The sequence below is a fragment of the Kiloniella antarctica genome (assembly GCF_042682825.1).
Taxonomy (GTDB): Bacteria; Pseudomonadota; Alphaproteobacteria; order Kiloniellales; family Kiloniellaceae; genus Kiloniella; species Kiloniella antarctica.
On sequence record NZ_JBHUII010000004.1, the window covers coordinates 1,159,648 to 1,181,140 of the forward strand.

The window sequence follows — 21,493 nt, forward strand, 5'->3', positions numbered from 1 at the left end:
CGGCTTTGTTATTTTGGAAATACTACACAGATAGTGGCATCACTTTAAGATCCATTATCGGATGCCTTACCATACCACTTTTAGATTAAGTTCAAGAACATGGCGAAATTTGCATCCGGCGCGTTACTCGAGGGCATAAAACTGGACCAAAACTCTCAGAGTCCACTTTACCGTCAGCTTTATATTGGCATCAGAAAGCTGATCCTTTCCGGTGACTTACCCCCTGGAACCAAACTTCCTGCAAGCAGAACAATCGCAACTGAACTTGATATTTCTCGCACCACAGTTATCAACACGATCGAGCAAATGATTTCCGAAGGATTTCTCGAAACACGTCGTGGTTCTGGGACATATGTTACTCAACGACTCTCAGAAATGACCGAATTCTATCAAACCTCTGTCGAAGACGACCCAGAATCCGGCGAAGAAGATCCAAATTTATGTCTATCCAAGCGCGGCCAAGGCTATGCTGATCTTCCTCACCAATATGAACCAGAGGGCATTTTCACCTTCCGCCCAAGCCAGCCTGCTTACGAGCTTTTACCACATGATATTTTTTCACGACTGACAAACCGATACCAACGAAAACCTAAAGATGAATACCTGACCTATTCTGACCGTGGTGGTTATATGCCGCTACGAGAAGCCATCTCCAGTTACCTTAAAGCATCAAGATCTGTTCGTTGCACGCCTGAACAAATCATAATCACATCAGGCACTCAAACAGCCTTAAACCTCGCCAGTCAATTACTGATAGATCCAGATGATTCTGTTTGGATGGAAGACCCTGGCCACACAGCGGCGCGATGTGTTTTTCAAGGAAGTGGCGCAAAAGTTGTCCCGATTCCGATTGACGAGCATGGCTTCAACCCTGCTCTTTGCCCTGAGGAAGAGAAAAATAAAGCCGTTAAACTGGCCTACGTTACGCCATCAAGCCAGCATCCACTTGGTCGTCGCATGCCTTTAACCCGCCGCATCAAGCTTTTGGAATGGGCACAACAAAATAACACTTGGATTTTTGAAGATGATTATAACAGCGAATTTCGCTATACAGGACGCCCTCTTTCGGCCTTGCAGGGGCTCGATAAATCCGGACGCGTCCTCTATGTCAGTTCTTTCACCAAAATCCTCTATCCGGGATTAAGGCTTGGCTATATGGTGGTTCCAAAGTCCATGATCGAGGCCTTTGCACACGCCTCAACCATTCTGCAGCGCTCCACCCCTCTTCTCACCCAACAGATTATTGCTGACTTTATTAACGAAGGTTTCTTTGCCACGCATATGCGAAAAATGCGCAAGGTGTATCACCAGCGTCAGCAAATTTTATTACAGGCCGCCGATAAATACCTCAAAGATCTCGTAGAGATTTCAGCTGTTGACCAAGGTTTCCACTGCAATGCATGGCTCCCCGAACACGCTGATCCGGAAATGGTGGAAACGACCCTCCGCGCCGCAGGTTATGCCGTTAATAACATCAGTTACTACTGCATGAAGCCGTATAAACGAAAAGGCATTATGGTTGGTTTCGCAGGAACCCCAGAGGATAAAATTCCAGAAGGCGTCAAGGGAATGGCAAAAATCCTAAGAGAGATACTCTAACCAACAGTATCTCTCTTTATCGATCAAAGCCCTAACTCATCAAGAAAAAGCCTTCTTGAGTCTTTTCAAAGCTTCTTCAAGCACCTCTATGCGTTTACTAAAACAAAAGCGTACGAGGTTATTCGGGCCTTCAACATCATAAAAAACACTGACAGGCACCGCAGCAACCTTGGCTTCGGTCGTAATGTAGTGGCAAAATTTTTCATCGCCGCCTTTATAGAGTTTACTGAAATCTGCCGTTATAAAAAACGTGCCATCGCTTTTCAGTACATCAAAACCAATTTCGGCTAACCCACTTGCCAGGTAATCACGTTTTTTCTGAAGATCCGCAGTCAAATTATTAAAATAACTTTGATCTTTAGCAAGTCCTGCAGCAACAGCCTTTTGCAGATTTGGCGGGGTCGTAAAGGTTGTGAATTGGTGTGCTTTGCTAATTGGAGCAAGCAGTTCCGGCGCCGCACAGATATATCCCACTTTCCACCCTGTCAAAGCAAAACTCTTGCCTGCAGATCCAATACGTACCGTTCGATCTCTCATTCCTGGCAAGGTAATAAGCGGGTAGTGCTCCCGACCGTCATAAATTTGGTGTTCGTAGACCTCATCACACACGGCATAAATATCATAACGAAGACAAAGTTCTGCCAAAGCTTCCAGCTCATCCCAATGAAACGCCTTACCTGTAGGGTTCATCGGACTGTTAATGATGATAAGTTTCGTATCTTGTGTTAACGCTTCATCGAGTTCTTCTACGGGGAGTTTCCAATCTGGTGCCGACATCCGAACAACCACAGGAATTCCACCCGCCCTTTTGATCAAAGGGAGATAACAATCATAAAACGGTTCGAGAACAACAACTTCATCGCCGGGTTCAATCAACCCAAACAGACAGTTTGAAAGTGCTTCAGTCGCCCCAGAAGTCACCATGACCTCTGTTTTCCAATCCAAGCTTATACCGTAAAAGCGCTTATCATGATCGGCAATCGCCTTACGTAACTCTGGCAACCCCATCATGGAAGGGTACTGATTCGGGCCTTCAATAAGGGCGTCTGCGGCTATCTTCCGAAGCTCAAGAGGTCCATCTTCATCGGGAAAACCTTGCCCAAGGTTAATGGCATCATGCTCCATCGCCAACTGCGACATAACTTCAAAAACTGTCGTACTATAGGATGACAGAACAGAATTGGCATCTTTCATGGCGTTGTTCTCCCGCTCTTGTTTACAGGTTGTTATGGTAACACCGTTGCTCGAAATCATGCAACGAATGACCGCAAGAATATTTCCAAATAACTTTTGTGAAGTTATTAATTTAGCTGAGAAAAACTGACTAATTCATCAAATAAAATCACTTTTAAAATTTTGAAATCTCCCCCACCTTACTTTCAGGAAACGACACCAAATATGCTTGGACACTTTGCCCCTTAAAGACAGTGCATTGCACATAACACTTACGGAGAAGCAGATGAATTCCCCCGCAGAAAAGTTCCCCACAGAAATTGCGGTCCAATCGCTGGAACAAAATGAGCGTTCCTTGGAAATCACCTGGTCAGACGGACGGATCTCGAACTTTCATTATCTATGGCTACGCGACAACTGCCCCACCGGTTTTCACCCCTCCACTCAAGAACGGTTATTCAATCTGACATCTGTAAGCGAGAACATCCACGCACTTACCAGTGCCTTTGATGATGGGGCGCTTTACGTCTCATGGTCAGAACATGAACATAAAAGTGCCTACCGCCTTGAATGGCTTTATGAAAATTCATATTCCCCAGACTTTAAATTCATCACAGAAAGTCCTGCAACACCATGGGGTACAGAAATTTTAAACTGTCTCCATGAAGTCCAATACGCAGACTTGATGCAAAACGATGCAGTTCTCTTCGATTGGCTGAGTGCTGTAAATAAATGGGGAATTTCGTACGTTAGAAATGTTCCTTGCACCGACGACGGTGTAATTGATGTTGCCAACAGGATCGCTTTTTTGAGAGAGACAAATTTTGGCAAGGTTTTTGACGTGAAATCAAAGCCCAACCCAATCAACAATGCTTATACTTCAGAAGCTTTACCACTACACATTGATCTCATAAATCAGGAAACCCCTCCGGGTTACCAGTTCCTTCACTGCCTGGTGAACGACAGTAAAGGGGGAGAATCAACTTACGCTGATGGCTTTAAAATCATCGAAGAGCTAAAAGCAACGTCTCCCGGTTCATTCCAAATTCTAAGTACCGTAAATGTTCCCATGCGTTATCATGACGGAGAAACAGATATTCAAACAAGGCATCCGATTATCAACGCTGATGAAAATGGTCGCTTGATTGAGCTTCGTTACAGTCCGCATCTCGTCAGTACCTTCGACATGGATGAGGACATGATGGACCGCTATTACCGCGCATTCCGCGAGCTCATGATCCTCATAAACGATGAACGCTTTGTCATTTCCATAAGAATGAAAGCTGGGGATCTGTGCATTTTTGACAACCGCAGGGTAATGCATGGCCGGCATGCTTTTCAAGCATCAGAAACTCACAGTGGTGGCCGTCATCTTCGCGGTTGTTATGTAGATCGCAGTGAATTTGAAAGCCGTTTACGGGTTCTTGGTAGACGCTATGACCAAGCGCCGTCTTCAAGGTAAACGAACACCCTCAACAGAATAAGTGGTCTGATCTTCTGGGAACTCACACTCAGAAGATTAAATCATGCCATCATAAAGCAACTTAGCCCCAGCGACGATCATCATGAAATAGCTGATCTTATAGAACAACTCCGGGGAGATAACGTTGTGCAGACGCAAGCCCAACCAAATACCAAACGGGACAATTGGGACAAAAATAAGGGACAGTAACAAGTTTTCCGACGAAAACTGTCCCATCCAGGCATAGGGGATAATTTTGACCTGATTTACGATCAGGAAGAAAGCCACGTTTGTTCCCACAAACAGCGTCTTGTCTAAGTTTTGTCTCAACAGGAAAAATTTTACAGGCGGTCCACCTGCATGGGCAATGAAACTGGTAAACCCTGCCACAACTCCGCAACCAACTCCCATGGGGGTTGATACCTTTTTTGCTACATCACGTTCCTTGTTCCCAACAAAGAAGCTAAGGCCAAAAAGCAACGTGACCATGCCTAAAAGAATTCGCACATTATCAGCGTTAACGTAACGAAAGGTCAGAGCTCCGATCCCGATCCCCGAAAGTGCTCCAACCACTAAAATTATTAAGTTCTTCCGATGAAAACTTTTCCGGTATGCAAAAATACTCAATATATCCATGCAGCAGAGGATCGGCAGCATAATGGCTGCAGCTTTGAAAGGCGCAATAAACAATGCCATCAAAGGAACTGTTAGAGCTCCCATTCCGCCTGAAAATCCGCTTTTAGAAATCCCCGTAATGAGCACGGCTACAGCAGCAACAACGTAAAAGCTGTACGGATTATCAAGAAACATAAAAAAATCATCCTCTGACAAAGTAATTCAGCAAGAGATAAAAGTGACTCGATGTAGAGTTATTAAGCAATAACCTAAACGACAATAATGCAAAGGAGTATTAGTGTTTCAAGAACTCATGATGAACATGTGCTCCCAACATCGAAGGGGCAAATTCAGACACATCGTTCAATAAAACATTCCATTTCGGACTTTGTTGCAACCGTTTTGCAACCCTACGGACAGTATCTAATTCGGAGTATTGGCTTGAGAAATTAGAAAACACCAACATTACGAAACGACAACTCAAAAGATAAGGCTTATTCAAATCTGTCCAGTCCATTTCCTGTTTTTTCATCACATTTTCAAGAACAGGGTAAGATCCCGAAATTGCATCAACCCGCCCCTGTTTAAGCAACCACACCGCTTGATTGTAATTAGAGGTCGAAATTTTTTTTATTTTATCATTTTCATCAATCCAGCTACCACTCGATGCGCCACGAACCATAGCAAGACGCAAACCTTCTATAGAACTGTTGTTCTTAATTTTTAGCCCACGAAGTCCGATCAGCAAAGTATCTAATGGCAATGTTGGGGCGACGAGGGTTACCGTTCCTTTTGAGGCTTGCTCTCGAAACATAAGCGAGAGGTCATAATTCCCCTTCTCCATCCCAAGTAATACTCTCCTTAAAGGAACCGCAGAAATCAGGATTGGACGCCCTAACTCGATTGAGAGTGCTTTAAAGTATGAAACAAAAAGTCCCTCTAGCTCTCCCTTGTCATTATAATAACTCCAAGGCTTTTCCAAAGGCACTGCAGCTTTCAGCGGAGCCCCATTAGCAAAGGCTTCGAAAGGTAAAATAAAGAGAAATACGAAGAGGATAGACAAGGGCTTTAGAAACAAACGAATCAGACTCAACCAATACTCAAATTAAAAAATATTTCACTATAAATGAGTACTATATAAATACATAAACCCCATAAAAATAAACAATATTTTATAATTTTTTAAGAATTGAGAAATATGAAACTATTATGACAGTAAGTTCTTACTCTAGCGTGCTCCGCGAGAAAAGAGTAAGAAAACGCAGTAGCATAAAAGAGAACAGCAATATATGCCCATAGAAAACGAGTATAAATTTTGCCTGCACGATCCCAAGGGTGAACTGGAAAAAATATTGTTAGCCTCTGACCATTTTAGAGCTAGCATCAAGCAAGGGTATATCCGTAAAGGGTCCAGAATTCGCGAATGGCATGATCACCAAACCAACTCACTACGCTATATTTATACTTACAAGCACCGGGTTGAAGATGATGTTATCGAAGTAGAAACAGATATCTCCAAAGAAGACTTCGAAAGACTTTGGTCCGTCAGAGAACGTGATATTGAAAAAAATCGTTTCAAATTCGTTGTCGATGGTTTGACTTGGGACGTTGATTTTCTCAAGAATCAGGACAAAACTTACTTTGTTATCGCCGAAGTTGAATTACACGAAGACGAACGTGATGTTCCCGAGCCTCCTGCAATTATCAGAGACTATGTTCTTGGCGGGACCGGGCGACATGATAAAACTCTCTCCAACAAACGTCTTTCTAATGTCGACTACGCTTTACGGGTCACAACTGCATTTCGAGAAGGAGAAGAAGCGGTGAAAAGTCTCTCTCAGAGAGCAAAAGCGTCCTAAGCCACTTTAAATCTAGCCTTTTCCGCGCGTATACGCTTAAGATGTATTGCACCGATTAATCAACAACGATGCGGTTTTCAAAAGCTTGACCTCTCCTGACATCAAAGTCTCACAAAACAAAAACACAACAGTTTGCCAACTATCCGGCTCTTGGCTCACTCAGGAACTGATCAAAATTCTTAAATCACTTGAGGCTATCAAGGGACAGAAAAGCGAAATTATCCTATTTGATCTTTCAAACGTCGAAACCATGGATACCGCTGGTGCACTCGCATTGTTGCAACAACAAACAGTGATTGAACGTGCAGGGGCTAAAAGCTCTTTTAAACACGCTCCTGATCACGTATTACAAATTATTTCGACTGTCGACAAACACAGAATAAAAGACTGCCCACCACCTAAAAAAATCAAAGGCCTCGTCGAACTTGTGTCTGGCACGGGTAAAAGTGTTTTTGAGATATGTCATAAATTTGAAGAACTCCTTAGTTTTCTTGGCCTTGTTCTCACTGCTTCTTTTCGACAAATCCTGAACCCACGTCGAATTCGTCTGACTTCGCTCGTCTCCCAAATGGAACAAATCGGCATTCACGCCTTACCGATTGTAGGCCTAATCTCATTTTTAATCGGAGTTGTTTTAGCCTTTCAAGGCTCTGGTCAACTAGAGCGTTTCGGTGCTCAGATTTTCACCATAAACCTCGTAGCAGTCGGTGTTTTGCGCGAAATGGGTGTTCTTTTAACAGCCATTATTGTCGCGGGTCGATCCGGCAGTGCTTTTACAGCCCAACTCGGCACCATGAAGGTTAATGAAGAAATCGATGCCATGCGGACAATCGGCCTGGACCCCATTGACGTCCTTGTATTACCTCGAATTTTTGGACTGGTCATTGTCCTCCCACTCTTAACATTTTATGCGGATATCATGGGACTGATTGGCGGGGCTGTCATGACCATGGTTACCCTGGACCTCTCTCTTTTTCAATATATACGGTATCTTCAAGACGCCGCCACGTTAGGCGATTTTTATGTCGGGATGTTCAAGGCTCCGATCTTTGCTTTTATTATCGCCCTGATCGGATGCCATGAAGGGTTACAGGTTAGCAGATCCGCGGAATCTGTCGGTCGTCAAACAACACGCTCCGTTGTCGAAGCCATTTTCTTTGTCATCGTTCTCGACGCACTGCTCTCAATTCTCTTTTCAGTTCTGGAAATTTAAAATGCCTGATGAACTGAAAACCAAAGAAGTTGTTATCTCTCTCAAAGATATCATAAACCAGTTTGGAGATCACGTCCTTCACGACGGGTTAAGTTTGGATATTCGAAAAGGGGAAGTTATCGGTATTGTCGGAGGGTCAGGAACGGGTAAGTCCGTCTTGATGCGTACAATCGTAGGACTTAATCAAAAAACAGCTGGGCAAATTTTAATTGTCGGAATGAACGTTGATGAAGTAAGTCCAAAAGAGCGCACCCAATTACACCAACGTATGGGGGTCCTTTTTCAAGATGGAGCCCTCTTCTCCTCTCTTACCGTTTCGCAGAATATTGAGGCTGTGATTAAAGAGCATACGAAGCTCCCTTCAAAATTAATTAGAGAAATTGCCGCCCTTAAAATATCTCTCGCTGGTTTGCCAATGGAAGCCGGAGACAAATACCCTTCGGAACTATCCGGCGGCATGCGAAAACGCGCTGGCATTGCCCGTGCTCTTGCTCTGGACCCCGACATTCTATTTCTTGACGAACCCACTGCCGGACTTGATCCTATTGGCGCAGCTCAGTTCGACCAACTCATCACCCGGCTTCAAGAAAGTTTAGGCTTAACCGTGGTTATGATTACACATGATCTCGACTCCCTGCATGCGATTTGTAACCGCATTGGTGTTTTATTAGACAAAAAAATAAAAGTCGGCACTATTAAGAACTTAACAAAAGAAGCAGATCCTTGGATCAAAGAATACTTTGGAGGGCCAAGGGGCCGGGCCGCCACAAGATCTCACCGTTGATATTACCAGTAAATTTTTAAAGTATAACGTAAAGTATGACCACTTCGCCTAATAAGGAAACATGATGGAAACCCGAGCCAATCACTTGATCGTAGGGGCCTTTGTCATTGCTTTTGCTTTGGGAGCAATGATTTTTGTTATCTGGCTGGCCAAGTATCAAGCGGATCGCGAATTTTCTCACTACAACATAATTTACAAAGGCAATGTAACTGGGCTTAAAGCAGGAAGTGCTGTGCGCTATAATGGCGTCAATGTTGGAGAGGTCATCAAAGTAGAGCTGTCGCCTGACAACCCTTCCGAAGAAGTCGTAATCCTACTCGAAGTTGTCGAAGACACACCAGTTAAGGTCGATACCACCGCGACCCTCCAGTTAGAGGGTATAACGGGCGTAAAATCGATTCAATTGACCCTTGGGAATATGGCTTCCGCCCCTTTAACGGAAAAGGGTCCCTATGGTCATCCCCTCATCAAGGCAAAAACCTCTGCTCTGGACGAACTTCTGAAAGGTGCGCCGGAGTTGGTATCCAATACAAATGTCTTGGTATCTCGCGGAAATGACCTTTTAAACGAACAAAATCGTGCGAGTATCGCTCAAACACTTAAAAATATTGAAGCCTTAACTAAAATTTTGGCAGAGAAAGAAAATCAAATCACAAGCTTGATTGAAGACACGGCAATGACAGCAAGTAACATGAAAGCTGTCTCTGTCTCTGTAAAAGAGCTAACCGAAGACTTACACAGCGGCAGTAAAGGTATTATTTCTAAAGCTGATCATGCAATCAGCTCCCTTGATTCTGCGGCAACGTCAATGAACAGACTCGTGAGCGAGAGCACACCGGAAATTAAAGTTCTGGTACAGGAATTTCAACAAACAGCACGCAGTTTTGCCAAAACGAGCGATCAGGTAGAAGCTTTAATTCGTGAAAATAGAGAGCCATTGCAAGATTTCACTTCTACAGGACTTTACGAATTCTCTAGCCTTCTATCTGAAACCCGCACACTTGTAAAAGACCTCCAGTTGGTCGCCAGCGAAATCGAGCGGGATCCGGCCCGCTTCTTCTTTGGTAACCAGCAGAAGGGTTACGAAACGACGGAATGATCCGATTAAAACAGTACGTTTTCAAAACATGAATTTTACAAATAAGTGGACAGAATGACTGACACTAGACAAAACGACAGACGTAATTTCCTTAAGCTCGTAAGCCTGCTACCTCTCGCTGGGGTTACGGCATCCTGCACAAACTTGATACCGGGTCAGGGTCCCCTTCCTGATCTTTATCGCCTTTCGCCCAAAAGTACCTTTGATCCGGACTTACCCACCGTCTCATGGCAACTGGTTCTAGAACAAACCGCTGCAAACGCCAGCCTGAATACGACAAAGATTGCATTACAACGCGAAGCCAATCAGATGGAATACTACGCCAATGCTGGTTGGGTCGACAAAGCACCAATTATGGTTCAAACTTTACTGGTTGAATCCTTTGAAAACACAGGAAAGATTATTGCTGTAGGACGTGAAACCATTGGTTTAAGGTCTGATTTTATTCTTAAGACAGAACTACGCGAATTTCAGACCTTGTACTTTAACAATACACCAACAGTACGTGTTGTGCTCAATGCCAAGATTGTGCAAATGCCCCGGCGGACAATTATTGGATCGCATAGTTTTGAAACCAACGTCCCTGCGCACTCTGACAAACTCGACGCTGTGGTCGCAGCATTTGATGAAGGTTTGGGAAAAGTGACAAAAAAATTGGTTGAATGGACTTTAACAACAGCAGAGCAATCTTATACTAAAAAATAGATCTCATCTTTTCAGGCTATTTAAACAGACAATATCTTATTCGTAAGTTTCGATGTTCTATATTGATTTTTCGATTTGCGTCAAAGGCTTATAACAGCAACCTTGGCGGCTTGATCCATAATTCAAGTAGAGATTAGAAACACTATGATCGTAAGAGACAAACCCAACGCTTTTATGCTTTTTTTTGTCGTCCAGGGATCCGTTGTTCCGGTCATCGCCCCACAGATTTTAATCTCTGCCTTTGTCGCAATAATCGTACACTTGGGGTACCTTTATCTTCCCTCTTTTATCCCTGACTTTACAGTTACACCCTTTGTATTACTCGGTGTTACTCTTTCTATCTTCTTGGGCTTTAGAAATCGTGCTTCATATGAACGCTGGTGGGAAGCCCGTAAACAATGGGGACAGCTGATCATTGACACCAGATCTATCGCACGACAGGCTCAAACTTATATCGTCGATGCCCCAACAGGCACGACATCACAATTAAGTTCTGGTAAGGCAAACAAATATCACCGCCGTATTGCTTTACTCGCGGTCGCTTTTTCCCATGCCCTTAGGCACCATTTACGCGATACAGATAGTACCGATGATATCGCACCCTTTCTCACAGAGCTTGACAAGATAACGATAAAGACGGTTCAACACATCCCCAACTTCATTCTCAACCTACTCGGCGCAGAAATTAGAACCGCCTTACAAAACAATCTTATTGGGGAAATATCAGCACGCAACCTGGAAGAGAGAATAACAGCAATGGCGTCAGTCCTTGCCGCGTGCGAGCGCATACATAACACTCCGCTACCTTTTGCTTACAGCCTTCTATTACATCGTACCGCTTACATCTACTGTTTTACGCTTCCCTTTGGTCTGGTCGCTTCTCTGGGAGTGCTCACCCCTTTTGTTACCGCCGTAATCGCCTATACCTTTTTCGGTCTGGATGCCCTTGGCGAGGAGCTTGAAGGCCCTTTTGGTACATCTCCTCACGATCTCGCCCTCAGCAGCATGTCTAAAACCATCGAGATTAATCTGCTGGAAACCCTCAGCGAGCCACATCTCCCTGCGCCTCTGTTGCCGAAGAAGTATAATTTATCTTGATATAGCTGACTATGAAACAACACTATCTTGCACAATAAAGGTTCTCACATATCAATCAACGGAGCTTAAAACTGTGTAAAACATCCTATAAATCGCTCTTAAAAAGAAGCCTATAATTGCCATATTAAAGAGATTTAAAATACGACCAGACTTTATAAATCTCTTCTCGGGCCAAAGCTGTGGGGTGCGTCAGCATTGAAAATTGGGTGATTGAAATTTTCTCGTTCCACGAAATTTTCTGCAGTTCTAATTGGTTTGCTAGATAATCTGGTAAAATCCCAATTCCTATTCCAGCCTGCACCGCACGCGCTTGAACGGGGACATTGTCAGAGCGAAAAACAATGTTTCCCGACAAGTTCCGGTCTCCAAAAATTTTCATATGGCGCATCGCCATGTAACTTTCATTGAAAGCAATCAGACTGTGAGAGGCTAGACCTTCCATCTCTTCGGGCACGCCATTTTTTTCAAGATACCCACTTGAGGCCCATAAAGAATTTTTCAACTCAAGAATATTTTCTTCAATAAGTCCCTGTACCGGATCACCTTTGACCCGAAAAGCTATATCAGCCTCTCTCTTATTGAGATCTTCAAGTTGATTTCCTGGCAGGATAAGAAATTTAATATCAGGTTCATCGTCATGTAACCTCCCCAACATTTCTGGCAACCAATAAAGCGCGAGGCCATCCGTACTGGTAATGCGTACAGGCGGATGCTCCTTCTTACCAAAACCTTCAAGATCCTTTTCCAGCCGAGAGGCTGTTTCAACAAGGGGTTCTATCCGTTTTGCAAAGAGCTTCCCATACTCTGTCAGACGCACACGTTTGCCATCGCGTTCCAGCAATTCCTGGCCAAGCTGAGCTTCCATACCAGCGATGCGCCGACCGACCGTTGGTTGGCTCACATTCAACACTCTTGCCGCAGCAGAAAGCCCTCCGGTTTTCACCACAGCTTGAAAATAGCGATAATCATCCCAATCGTTCATCTATTCATTTTTGAACTAATCTACTTCAAAAACAAATATTTTTATTGTTATTAATTTTTTTCTATTATGGGGTTCAACTGGGGCATCGACACACGGGAGATATTTTGCAGTGCAGGAACATCAATACAAATCAATGATAACGTGGACAGGCAACAAAGGATCAGGAACAAAGTCATACAAAGATTATGATCGTGACTATAATATTCTTATTGAAGGAAAACCTACATTATCAGGATCTTCCGACACTGCCTTTAGAGGCAATGCTGAACGACATAACCCCGAGGACATGCTGTTGGCATCGATTTCATCATGTCACATGCTGTGGTATCTTCACTTGTGTTCCGTCAACAAAATCATTGTAACCGACTATAGTGACCCCGCAGTTGCAACCATGGTCATGAACCCGGATGGTAGCGGACAGTTTGCTTCGGCAACCTTGTACCCTCACGTGACCATCACATCCGATTCAAATGTTCAAAAGGCGAAAGACTTACATCACGAAGCAAACAAGTTGTGCTTTATTGCACGCTCAGTGAATTTTCCTGTTGAACACGTCCCAACAATAAATTCGATACAAACTTAAACCTGAGACACAAAAATAAACGATCCGAAAACCACAAAATCAGTCGGCAGGCATTCTATTCCAAGCATCCAGCGCTGCAACTTTGTAGGCTTCGGCCAAGGTCGGATAATTGAAAGTATTTTCGACAAAATACTCCAGAGTTCCCTTGAGATTAAGAACCGCTTGTCCGATATGAATTAATTCGGTCGCGCCCTCACCAACAATATGAACACCGAGCAAACGACGCGTCTTTAATGAGAAAATCATTTTCATCATGCCATGATTAAGCCCCATGATCTGGCCTCGGGCCGTTTCCTGAAAATGACAAATACCACATTCATAAGGAATGCCTCGCTGTTGTACTTCTTCTTCTGGCATACCAACGGTGGACATTTCCGGAACAGAATAAATTCCATACGGAAAATATTCTGGCGCGTTGTGCGCATCTTGTTCAAAAGCGTGACAAGCGACGATACGCCCCTGCTCCATAGAGGTAGAAGCGAGACTTGGAAAACCAATAACGTCTCCCGCAGCATAGATATGCTCGACCTCAGTTTGAAAATTCTCGTTCACTTTAATACGTTGTCTGTGATCCGCTTTGACCCCGGCATTTTCCAACGCCAGCTTGTCCGTCGCCCCCATGCGACCCGCTGAGAATAAAACCATGTCGGCCTTGACGATGCGTTTATTCTCAAGCGTTAGAATATTTCCACCGCCTTCGACCTTTTTAACCTCGGACACCCCCTGACCAAATCGGAAAGTGACATTTTGCTGGCGGAGGACGTGCATAAATTCGGCGATCAGCTCCCGATCAATAAAGTCCAACATCGTATCTCGAGGCTCAATCACCGTTACGGCCACATCCAATGCACTGAATATGGTCGCGTACTCTATTCCAATCACCCCGGCACCAATAACCGCCAACGAGCGTGGTAGGTTTTTCAACTCAATAATTTCATCGCTGTCGATAATGGTTTCACCATCGAAAGGAATGTAATCAGGTCGGTGCGGTTGCGTACCCGTAGCAATAAGAATTTTATCGCCATGAACTTGTGTGCTCTCGCCTTCTCCATCCACTATTTCAAGGACATGAGGATTTACAAACTTAGCCAGTCCCTGCGCCCATTCAACTTTGTTGCGCACAAACTGATGCTCAAGGTTATCAACCTCATGTTGAAGGGTCATATGAAGACGCTCAAGCAGATCATCCGCGGTAATGTTATCTTTCACCCGGTATGAACGACCATAGAACGCGCGCTCCCGCCAGCCAGACAAATTCAGTACGGTTTCCCGAAGTGTCTTACTCGGCAGTGTTCCCGTATGAACAGAAACGCCCCCAATTTCCGGGCTTTTTTCGATGACCAGTACGCGTTTATTCCACTTTGCAGCTTGAACTGCGGCGCGGCGTCCAGAAGGGCCACTGCCAATAACAATCAGTTCATAACGTTCCATATTTTCCCCCAGGGATTATTCATTCTGCAAAGTACAGGATTTATCACGATAGAACAAAAGGCCAACCAAACGATCGATCAAAATAAGATTTTCGACTTATAAGCTATAGATTCATAAATGGCGATTGACTGATATCAATAATTTGAAATTTTTTAAATAACTGAGTTATTTAATTTTAATCAATCGAAACCTAAGCGCATTATTAAGTGTACGAATTAAAGAGCTGCGCTATCTACGACATTAGTTAGCTTGAAACTTTTAAAAATTCGGTTGAAATTTTTAATTCCACCTCATCGCTAATCGCTGGTACTAAAAACGTAACCCCAAATTCTGATCTTTTGATAATTCCTCGAGCCTCAAATCCCAAAGTATATTTTCCCGTGAGAAAATTATCCGCGCCCCCATTGAAAGAAACGTCAAAAGTAACAGGTTTGGTCACACCTTTAAGTGTAAGATTCCCAATCATTGAGGCCTGTTTATCACCCGTAAGTTTTATCTCTGTACTTTCAAAATAAGCACTTGGAAACTCCTTGGCATTAAACCAGCTGGGCCCTTTGAGATCTTCAGCAAATGCCGAATTATTCACATCCAGACTATCGATCATAACCCTTGCCGAAAGACGAGCCTTCTCTGGATTTTCAGGATCAAAATCCAAGGATGAATCCAGACGATTAAAACGACCGATATAACTAGAGAAACCCAGGTGATTGATAGAGAAAATCAAACTGGCATGATCAGGATCGAGTGTGTAAGCACCACCTTTCCATTGTGAAATCTCGGCATTCTGTTGACCCGACGGAATCAAACTACCACACGCAACCAACAACAATGAAAGCACCAACGGCACCACGAACCTGCTCTTGAACAATATCTTTCCCTCGAATTATAAACACCGGTACCCTAAGAGCATGCCCCTAATCGGCCTAACAAAATATTAGCTCTAACCATTACTTGGGATCGCTTAAACTCTATCCTTTCAATTTCTTGTAAGCTGCCGCGGTATAATCATCGACTTCGATGGCAGTATCCGCGAGCGAATTTGCATCTTGTAGCTGCTTTAACTCTTCTTTGGAAATGATCCCTTTTTCCGCGGCAACAACTGGTAAATCTTCTCGATCAACGCCCTTTAAGGCACCAGTCTTTCGCGCCGTCCGAATACGTTCATCAAGGGGAGCAATAGCTAAAATTTTATAATAGGCTTCTTCCAATGCGCCCATGGCCTCATCAGTGTTTCGCGAAACCGCGATGTCTTTGGACAGACGATCACGGCCTTCTTTCTCACCCATAACCCGGCGGGCGAGCTCCAAGCTTTCTTTATCGCTGGGTCCATGCGCAGATCGTCCCCAAAAGAACAGTTTAAGGCGTAGCCCCGTTCCCAAAAAGCGTACAGGATAATTGTGCGTGATCGTGATCAACGCCTGTTCAATTTGTTGATAGGCATAAGCACAGAACCAATTGAGATAAATCTCATCATTTGCAAGGCTCCCCTCATCCTCAAACCTTTTCACAGCTGCCGTCGCCAGATAGTGCCATGAAAGTGCATCCGCCAAACGACCACTGAGAATTTCCCGGCGTTTTAAACTACTCCCCAACATCAACATGGAAACATCAGCCACCAAAACAAAAGCCGAGCTATATCGCGTTAAGAGTTGCTTGTGTCTTCTCGCAACAGGGGTGCCTTCAACTCTTATGAACCTTCCACCTGTTAGTCCATCAACTCCCGCACGGGCAGCATTACACATGGTGAAATTAATGTGCCCCCAAAAGGCTTCATCAAAAGCCGTAAGATCATTTTTTCCAACAGCTTCAAGTTCTTGAGGAACAAAGGGATGCCCCCGAATAGACCCTTGTCCAAAGATAATCATTGATCGGGTGAGGATGTTAGCCCCCTCAACAGTGATCGCGATAGGAATACCATCATAGGCCCGGCTGAGGAGATTTTTTGGCCCCCGACAGATTGCAGCCCCGCCGAGGATATCCATGGCATCAAGAAAAACCAAACGCATGTTTTCCGTAAGATAAGCCTTGGCAATTCCAGAAAGAACAGAAGGTCTTTCTCCTGCATCAACTGCAGCACAAGTCAATTTACGGGCAGCATCCATACCATAGGTCAGGCCTCCAATACGGGCCAGTCGCTCAGCAACACCCTCAAACCGTCCAATAGGTAATCCAAATTGACGGCGTACAGTCGCATAAGCTCCCGTTACCCGTGTCGCCAACTGTGCCGCGCCCAGAGATAAAGAAGGTAATGATACAGATCGTCCAGCAGCCAACGATTCCATAAGCATGCGCCACCCCTGACCAACACCGGCCTGTCCCCCGATAACCCAATCCAAAGGAATGAAAACGTCTTTACCTTCTATCGGGCCATTTGGAAAAGGAACCCCCATAGGATCATGCCGTTTACCGATGGCCATTCCTTTGGTTTCCCTGGGAATGAGAGCACAGGTAATGCCAAGGTCCTCTTGATCGCCCAACAACTCCGAAGGATCGTATAGTTTAAAAGCAAGGCCAACGACGGTGGCAACAGGTGCAAGAGTGATATAACGTTTGCGCCAGTTCAGGCGAATACCCAAAACATCCTTGCCTTCAAATTTTCCACGACAAACTACACCACTACTTTGTATGGACGCCGCATCACTTCCCGCTTTTGGCTCTGTTAAGGCAAAGCACGGCAATTCTTCGCCTTTCGCTAAACGAGGAAGGTAATATTCTTTTTGTTCTTTCGTTCCATAGTGCAAAAGAAGCTCAGCAGGCCCAAGAGAATTCGGAACCATCACAACCACAGAAAGAGGTAAACTTCGTGATGAAAGTTTCAGCACAACGGCGGAGTGCGCTTGCGCTGAAAAACCAAGCCCGCCATATTCTTTGGGAATAATCATTCCAAAAAACTGTTGTTTTTTTAACTCCTGCCAAACCTCGGGACTAAGATCTCTATTCTGCGCCGTTTTCCAATCATCAGTCATGCGACAAATTTCTTCGACCGGGCCATCAAGGAAATCCTGTTCCTCTGCAGTTAGCCCAGATACATCGAACTTACCAAGTCGTTCCCAATCTGGACGGCCAGAAAAAATTTCGGCATCCCACCAAACCGTCCCCGCATCAAGGGCGGTTTGTTCTGTTTCGCTTATTTTTGGAAGGCTCCTTTTGACTATTGTCATCAAACTTGATGTCAAAACGATCCGTCGAATATTGTGGATTCCAAATATAGCCGACAGTACTGCGATGAAAATCACAGCCCAACCCGTAAAGATGATCGAGGCTCCACCATAATGTCCTCCGACGATCAACACGAGTAGGGCAAAAACTCCCCCTAGAAATCCGTGTCCGACATATAGAAAGGAGACCATAACCAGAATGGCAAGAAGGATAACGATCCATAACATCTTACTTTAACTCCTAGTTTCTCAAGGGTTTTCCCGTTTTCAACATATGATTTACCCGCAGCAAGGTATCCGGATGTCGACAAAGAGCGTGAAAGGCTTTGCGTTCTAATGCAAGAAGATCTTCTTCGCTGACTTTTTGCGTCATATCCGTATTTCCTCCGCTGAGGACTTCCGACAAAGCAGCAGAAACAACCACATCGTGCGGTGTTGCCTTGCCTGACTTTCGAAAACCTTCTACCGCAAGGTTCAAAGCAACCGCCCCACTCTCTCCGGGTAGGGTAATTTCGACTGGTACTGGTACAGTATAATTTTCTGCAAGTTCAAGAGCTTTTGCCTTGGCATCGGCAAGCAATCGATCCCGGTTCATCGAAATGCCATCGCTAGATCGCAGAACTTTCATGTCGCGGGCTTCTTCCGCAGATTTTGCTACCTGAGCAAGACCGACCAACTCGAAGACTTTACTCACAGGGGGCATCGGTCCCTTTGGACCGTCTTTTGCCAACGCCCAACGACAAAGTAACTCTTTGCACCCTCCCCAACCGGGAATGATACCAACACCAACCTCGACCAAACCGGTATAGGTTTCGGCGTGAGCCTGCACTGCATCGCTGTGAAGCAGCAGTTCACACGCACCTCCCAAAGCAAGGCCTGAGGGAGCCGACACAACGGGAAAGGGCGCGAATTTCAAAGTTTTATAAGTATCTTGTCCCCGTCTGACCATATAGTCGATAAAAGGAAAGGCCCAAACCTTGGCGGCAAAAGCCATCAAGCCAATGTTTGCTCCCACTGAGAAATTGGAACCATCATTATAGACAACAAGCGCTTTGTAATCACTTTCCTTAATAATCGTCGTCGCCTTTATCATCATTCCAAGTGTCCATAAATTCAGAGAATTCATTTTGCTGTGAAATTCCAAACAAAGAACACCATCGCCAATATCCCATAAAGAAGCCGAAGGATTCTTTGCAACAGGCTCGTTACACGCTTTCACGTCTTCAAATTTTAGGACACCCGGTCGTGATTTTATCGGTGAATAAGTTCCTGTGCTCGAGAGGTATTCCCGTCGCCCTTGTCTGATTTTGTAAAAACCGTTGGATCCAGCTTTTACTAAAAATTCAGGAACACTCTGTCCGCTATCAGACAGCTTTTCGGTAAACCATGCGGTACCTATTTGGTCCAAAAGCTCAAAAGGGCCGTATTTCCAATTATAACCAAGCCGCATGGCCTCATCTATTGCTCCAATATCTTCTGATACTTGAGGAACAAGAGACGCCGCATAAGAAAGCGTCTCCGACATTACCGACCATGCATAACGTCCTGCAGGGCTGTTGTCTTCAAGTACTTTCCGTGGGTTCTTGTGGCCTGCTTTTTTAACAATCGCCACTTTAGGGCGCGAAGCTTTACTGTAAGTACCCGTTGCAAGATCAATGGCTTCTTTAACCTTGTCTGGGTTATCAGGTTTTAGACGGTAAAATCCCCCTTTCCCCTTGCGACCAGTATAACCTTCCTTGATCATATTTTTGATCAAGGAAGGTTCCTGATAAATCTTGTGAAAAGGATCATCCGCCTCAAGATATTTCGCCATAGAGCTTAGAACATGAGGCATTAAGTCCAAACCCACCATATCCAACAGCGCAAAGACACCCGTTTTAGGAATCCCGAAAGGACGTCCAATAACAGCGTCAGCAACTTCAATGGAAATCCCCTGATCGATTGCTTCAACAACCGCGCACTGTAACCAGAAAATTCCAATCCGATTGGCGATAAAGCCTGGCGTGTCTTTACAGCGAACCACGCCTTTACCTAGCCTTGTATCGCAAAAATTTTCAACCCGTGACATAAGGTCATTAGATGTCTCTTCACCGCCAACCAGTTCAAGCAGTCGCATGTATCTCGGCGGATTAAAAAAGTGAGAGATCAGAAAATCTTGGCAAAACTCCGCCGGCATTCCTTCGACCAGATCCTGGCGGCGAAGGGTAGAAGTGTTGGAGGAAACTACGGAACCTTTTTTTCGATGTTCATCAAGTTGTCGATAAAGCCCCTGTTTAATACCAACATCTTCAATTATGGCCTCAATAATCCAATCACACGCGTCCAGTTTATCAAGGTCATCTTCGGTATTTACTGGCGTGATTAACCTTGCATTTCTTTTACTCATCAATGCAGCAGGATTACTTTTAAGTAAGCTGTTGACTGCTCCACGCGCAATCGCACTCCGATCATCGTCATCACTTTGGGGGCGATCGAACAATAGAACCTCAATCCCAGCATTAGCGACCTGAGCCGCAATTCCTGCGCCCATTACGCCCGCACCAATGACCGCAACTTTCTCTATCAATGTCATTTAGCCGCCTCCAGAATGGTTGCGATGCCTTGCCCGCCTCCGATACATTGGGTCGCGAGCGCAAAAGTGCCCCCTTCACGTTTGAGAAGCTGTGCTGCTTTACCAGTTATACGGGCTCCGGTCGCGCCAAGAGGATGGCCAAGAGCAATAGCGCCGCCATCCAGGTTCACCTTTTCCGGATTGACCTCCAGATCAGACATACATGCCAAGGCTTGACTGGCAAAAGCTTCGTTCAGTTCAATAACATCAAGATCCTGTATGGTAATTCCAGCTCTGGAAAGTGCCTTTTTTGTCGCCGCGACAGGACCAATACCCATAATTTCGGGCGCACATCCTGCTACTGCAATACTGCGAATTTTTGCCAGTACTTTAAGCTCCTGCTCTTTCGCAAATTCAGCAGTACAAACAATAACAGCCGAGGCACCATCGGTCAGCGGAGAAGAGCTTCCTGCGGTAACACTGCCCTGCTCTTTAAAAGCAGGATTTAACCCGCCTAACCCTTCCTGTGTGCTATCGCCGCGAATACAACCATCAAGATCGATGATCGCTCCCTTGCCGTCTTCTATCGCAACAATCTCATCTCTTAGTTTCCCTGCGCCTTGTGCAAGAGTCGCCTTTTGATGACTCGCCAACGAAAAGCTGTCCTGATCTTTACGGGAAATACCGTATTTGTCGGCTACATTTTCCGCGGTTTCGCCCATGGATATAAAAGCAGGAGGAAAATCTTTTGCCAAAGTAGGGTTCAAAAGTGGGTTAAAACCCATCATAGGGATCCGGGACATTGATTCGATACCAGCACAGACATAAGCATTGCCCGCCCCCATTGAAATTGCCCCTGCAGCCATGTGAATGGCCTGCATTGATGAGCCACAAAAGTGGTTAACAGTGGCCCCCGCCACTGACTGAGGTAAATCAGCCAGAAAAACAGCCAAACGAGCAACATTAAGACCTTGTTCGCCTTCTGGAAAAGCACACCCCATAAAGACCGCTTCCAGCGCACTGCCTTCAATGCCTGTGTTACGCACCAAACCTTTGATAACTTGTGCGACCAAGTCATCGGGCCGCACCTTTGCCAACGCCCCTTTGTGCGCAAAATGGAAAGCGGAACGGGCGTACCCCGCAATTACGATATCTACCATTTATTTGTCCTTTGCTTTCTC

18 protein-coding genes are annotated in these 21,493 nt (G+C 44.9%); 9 read left to right on the top strand and 9 right to left on the bottom strand.

Translation table 11 applies throughout. The annotated features are described in order from the left end of the window. Positions 1-99: 99 nt before the first annotated feature. Positions 100-1,599 (top strand): MocR-like pyridoxine biosynthesis transcription factor PdxR, encoded by a 1,500-nt coding sequence (gene pdxR, locus ACFSKO_RS12425; protein WP_380251993.1) that lies wholly within the window; start codon positions 100-102, stop codon positions 1,597-1,599. Between the two features lie 39 nt (positions 1,600-1,638). On the opposite strand, the gene ACFSKO_RS12430 is transcribed toward pdxR, so the two are convergent. Further along, on the bottom strand, positions 1,639-2,793 hold the full coding sequence (locus ACFSKO_RS12430) for an aminotransferase (protein ID WP_380251995.1): 1,155 nt from the start codon (positions 2,791-2,793) through the stop codon (positions 1,639-1,641). 265 nt (positions 2,794-3,058) lie between these two features. On the opposite strand from ACFSKO_RS12430, the gene ACFSKO_RS12435 reads away from it, so the two are divergent. Continuing rightward, entirely contained in the window at positions 3,059-4,234 is a 1,176-nt protein-coding gene (locus tag ACFSKO_RS12435) for a TauD/TfdA family dioxygenase (RefSeq protein WP_380251997.1), read from the top strand. A gap of 57 nt (positions 4,235-4,291) precedes the next feature. Here the strand turns inward: ACFSKO_RS12435 and ACFSKO_RS12440 are convergent, their stop codons facing one another. Beyond that, positions 4,292-5,044 (bottom strand): sulfite exporter TauE/SafE family protein, encoded by a 753-nt coding sequence (locus tag ACFSKO_RS12440; RefSeq protein WP_380251999.1) that lies wholly within the window; start codon positions 5,042-5,044, stop codon positions 4,292-4,294. 100 nt (positions 5,045-5,144) lie between these two features. Continuing rightward, on the bottom strand, positions 5,145-5,942 hold the full coding sequence (locus ACFSKO_RS12445) for a substrate-binding periplasmic protein (RefSeq protein WP_380252001.1): 798 nt from the start codon (positions 5,940-5,942) through the stop codon (positions 5,145-5,147). 196 nt (positions 5,943-6,138) lie between these two features. Here ACFSKO_RS12445 and ACFSKO_RS12450 point away from each other — a divergent pair, with 196 nt between their 5' ends. The 6 genes from ACFSKO_RS12450 to ACFSKO_RS12475 all read left to right on the top strand — a co-directional run bounded on the left by ACFSKO_RS12450 (position 6,139) and on the right by ACFSKO_RS12475 (position 11,607). Beyond that, positions 6,139-6,708 carry a hypothetical protein gene (locus tag ACFSKO_RS12450; protein WP_380252003.1) on the top strand — a complete coding sequence of 190 codons (570 nt, stop codon included), beginning with the start codon at positions 6,139-6,141 and terminating at the stop codon, positions 6,706-6,708. 46 nt (positions 6,709-6,754) lie between these two features. After that, positions 6,755-7,921 carry an ABC transporter permease gene (locus ACFSKO_RS12455; RefSeq protein ID WP_380252005.1) on the top strand — a complete coding sequence of 389 codons (1,167 nt, stop codon included), beginning with the start codon at positions 6,755-6,757 and terminating at the stop codon, positions 7,919-7,921. A gap of 1 nt (position 7,922) precedes the next feature. Further along, positions 7,923-8,705, top strand: coding sequence for an ABC transporter ATP-binding protein (locus tag ACFSKO_RS12460; RefSeq protein ID WP_380252007.1), 783 nt, complete (start codon positions 7,923-7,925; stop codon positions 8,703-8,705). Positions 8,706-8,766: 61 nt separating this feature from the next. Continuing rightward, positions 8,767-9,804, top strand: a complete 1,038-nt coding sequence (locus ACFSKO_RS12465) for an MlaD family protein (protein ID WP_380252009.1) — start codon at positions 8,767-8,769, stop codon at positions 9,802-9,804. A 54-nt stretch (positions 9,805-9,858) separates the two neighbouring features. Next, entirely contained in the window at positions 9,859-10,509 is a 651-nt protein-coding gene (locus ACFSKO_RS12470; RefSeq protein ID WP_380252011.1) for an ABC-type transport auxiliary lipoprotein family protein, read from the top strand. A 144-nt stretch (positions 10,510-10,653) separates the two neighbouring features. Then, positions 10,654-11,607 (top strand): bestrophin family protein, encoded by a 954-nt coding sequence (locus ACFSKO_RS12475; RefSeq protein ID WP_380252013.1) that lies wholly within the window; start codon positions 10,654-10,656, stop codon positions 11,605-11,607. A gap of 124 nt (positions 11,608-11,731) precedes the next feature. Here ACFSKO_RS12475 and ACFSKO_RS12480 read toward each other — a convergent pair whose 3' ends face one another. After that, complete coding sequence (locus tag ACFSKO_RS12480) at positions 11,732-12,589, bottom strand: LysR family transcriptional regulator (RefSeq protein WP_380252015.1); 858 nt, start codon at positions 12,587-12,589, stop codon at positions 11,732-11,734. Between the two features lie 109 nt (positions 12,590-12,698). Here ACFSKO_RS12480 and ACFSKO_RS12485 point away from each other — a divergent pair, with 109 nt between their 5' ends. Then, positions 12,699-13,172, top strand: coding sequence for an OsmC family protein (locus ACFSKO_RS12485; protein ID WP_380252017.1), 474 nt, complete (start codon positions 12,699-12,701; stop codon positions 13,170-13,172). 39 nt (positions 13,173-13,211) lie between these two features. Here ACFSKO_RS12485 and sthA read toward each other — a convergent pair whose 3' ends face one another. The 5 genes from sthA to ACFSKO_RS12510 form a co-directional block, all read right to left on the bottom strand. Beyond that, positions 13,212-14,603, bottom strand: coding sequence for a Si-specific NAD(P)(+) transhydrogenase (gene sthA / locus ACFSKO_RS12490; RefSeq protein WP_380252019.1), 1,392 nt, complete (start codon positions 14,601-14,603; stop codon positions 13,212-13,214). A gap of 244 nt (positions 14,604-14,847) precedes the next feature. Further along, positions 14,848-15,471 (bottom strand): YceI family protein, encoded by a 624-nt coding sequence (locus ACFSKO_RS12495; protein WP_380252021.1) that lies wholly within the window; start codon positions 15,469-15,471, stop codon positions 14,848-14,850. A 100-nt stretch (positions 15,472-15,571) separates the two neighbouring features. Next, a complete protein-coding gene (locus tag ACFSKO_RS12500) occupies positions 15,572-17,989 on the bottom strand; it encodes an acyl-CoA dehydrogenase (RefSeq protein ID WP_380252023.1) in 2,418 nt (805 codons plus the stop codon). 13 nt (positions 17,990-18,002) lie between these two features. Further along, positions 18,003-20,333 (bottom strand): 3-hydroxyacyl-CoA dehydrogenase/enoyl-CoA hydratase family protein, encoded by a 2,331-nt coding sequence (locus tag ACFSKO_RS12505; protein ID WP_380252025.1) that lies wholly within the window; start codon positions 20,331-20,333, stop codon positions 18,003-18,005. Beyond that, the gene (locus ACFSKO_RS12510; RefSeq protein ID WP_380252027.1) at positions 20,330-21,472 is read right to left on the bottom strand and encodes a thiolase family protein; all 1,143 of its coding nucleotides are present in this window, start codon (positions 21,470-21,472) and stop codon (positions 20,330-20,332) included. The genes ACFSKO_RS12505 and ACFSKO_RS12510 overlap by 4 nt, the downstream gene beginning before the upstream one ends. Positions 21,473-21,493: the final 21 nt, after the last annotated feature.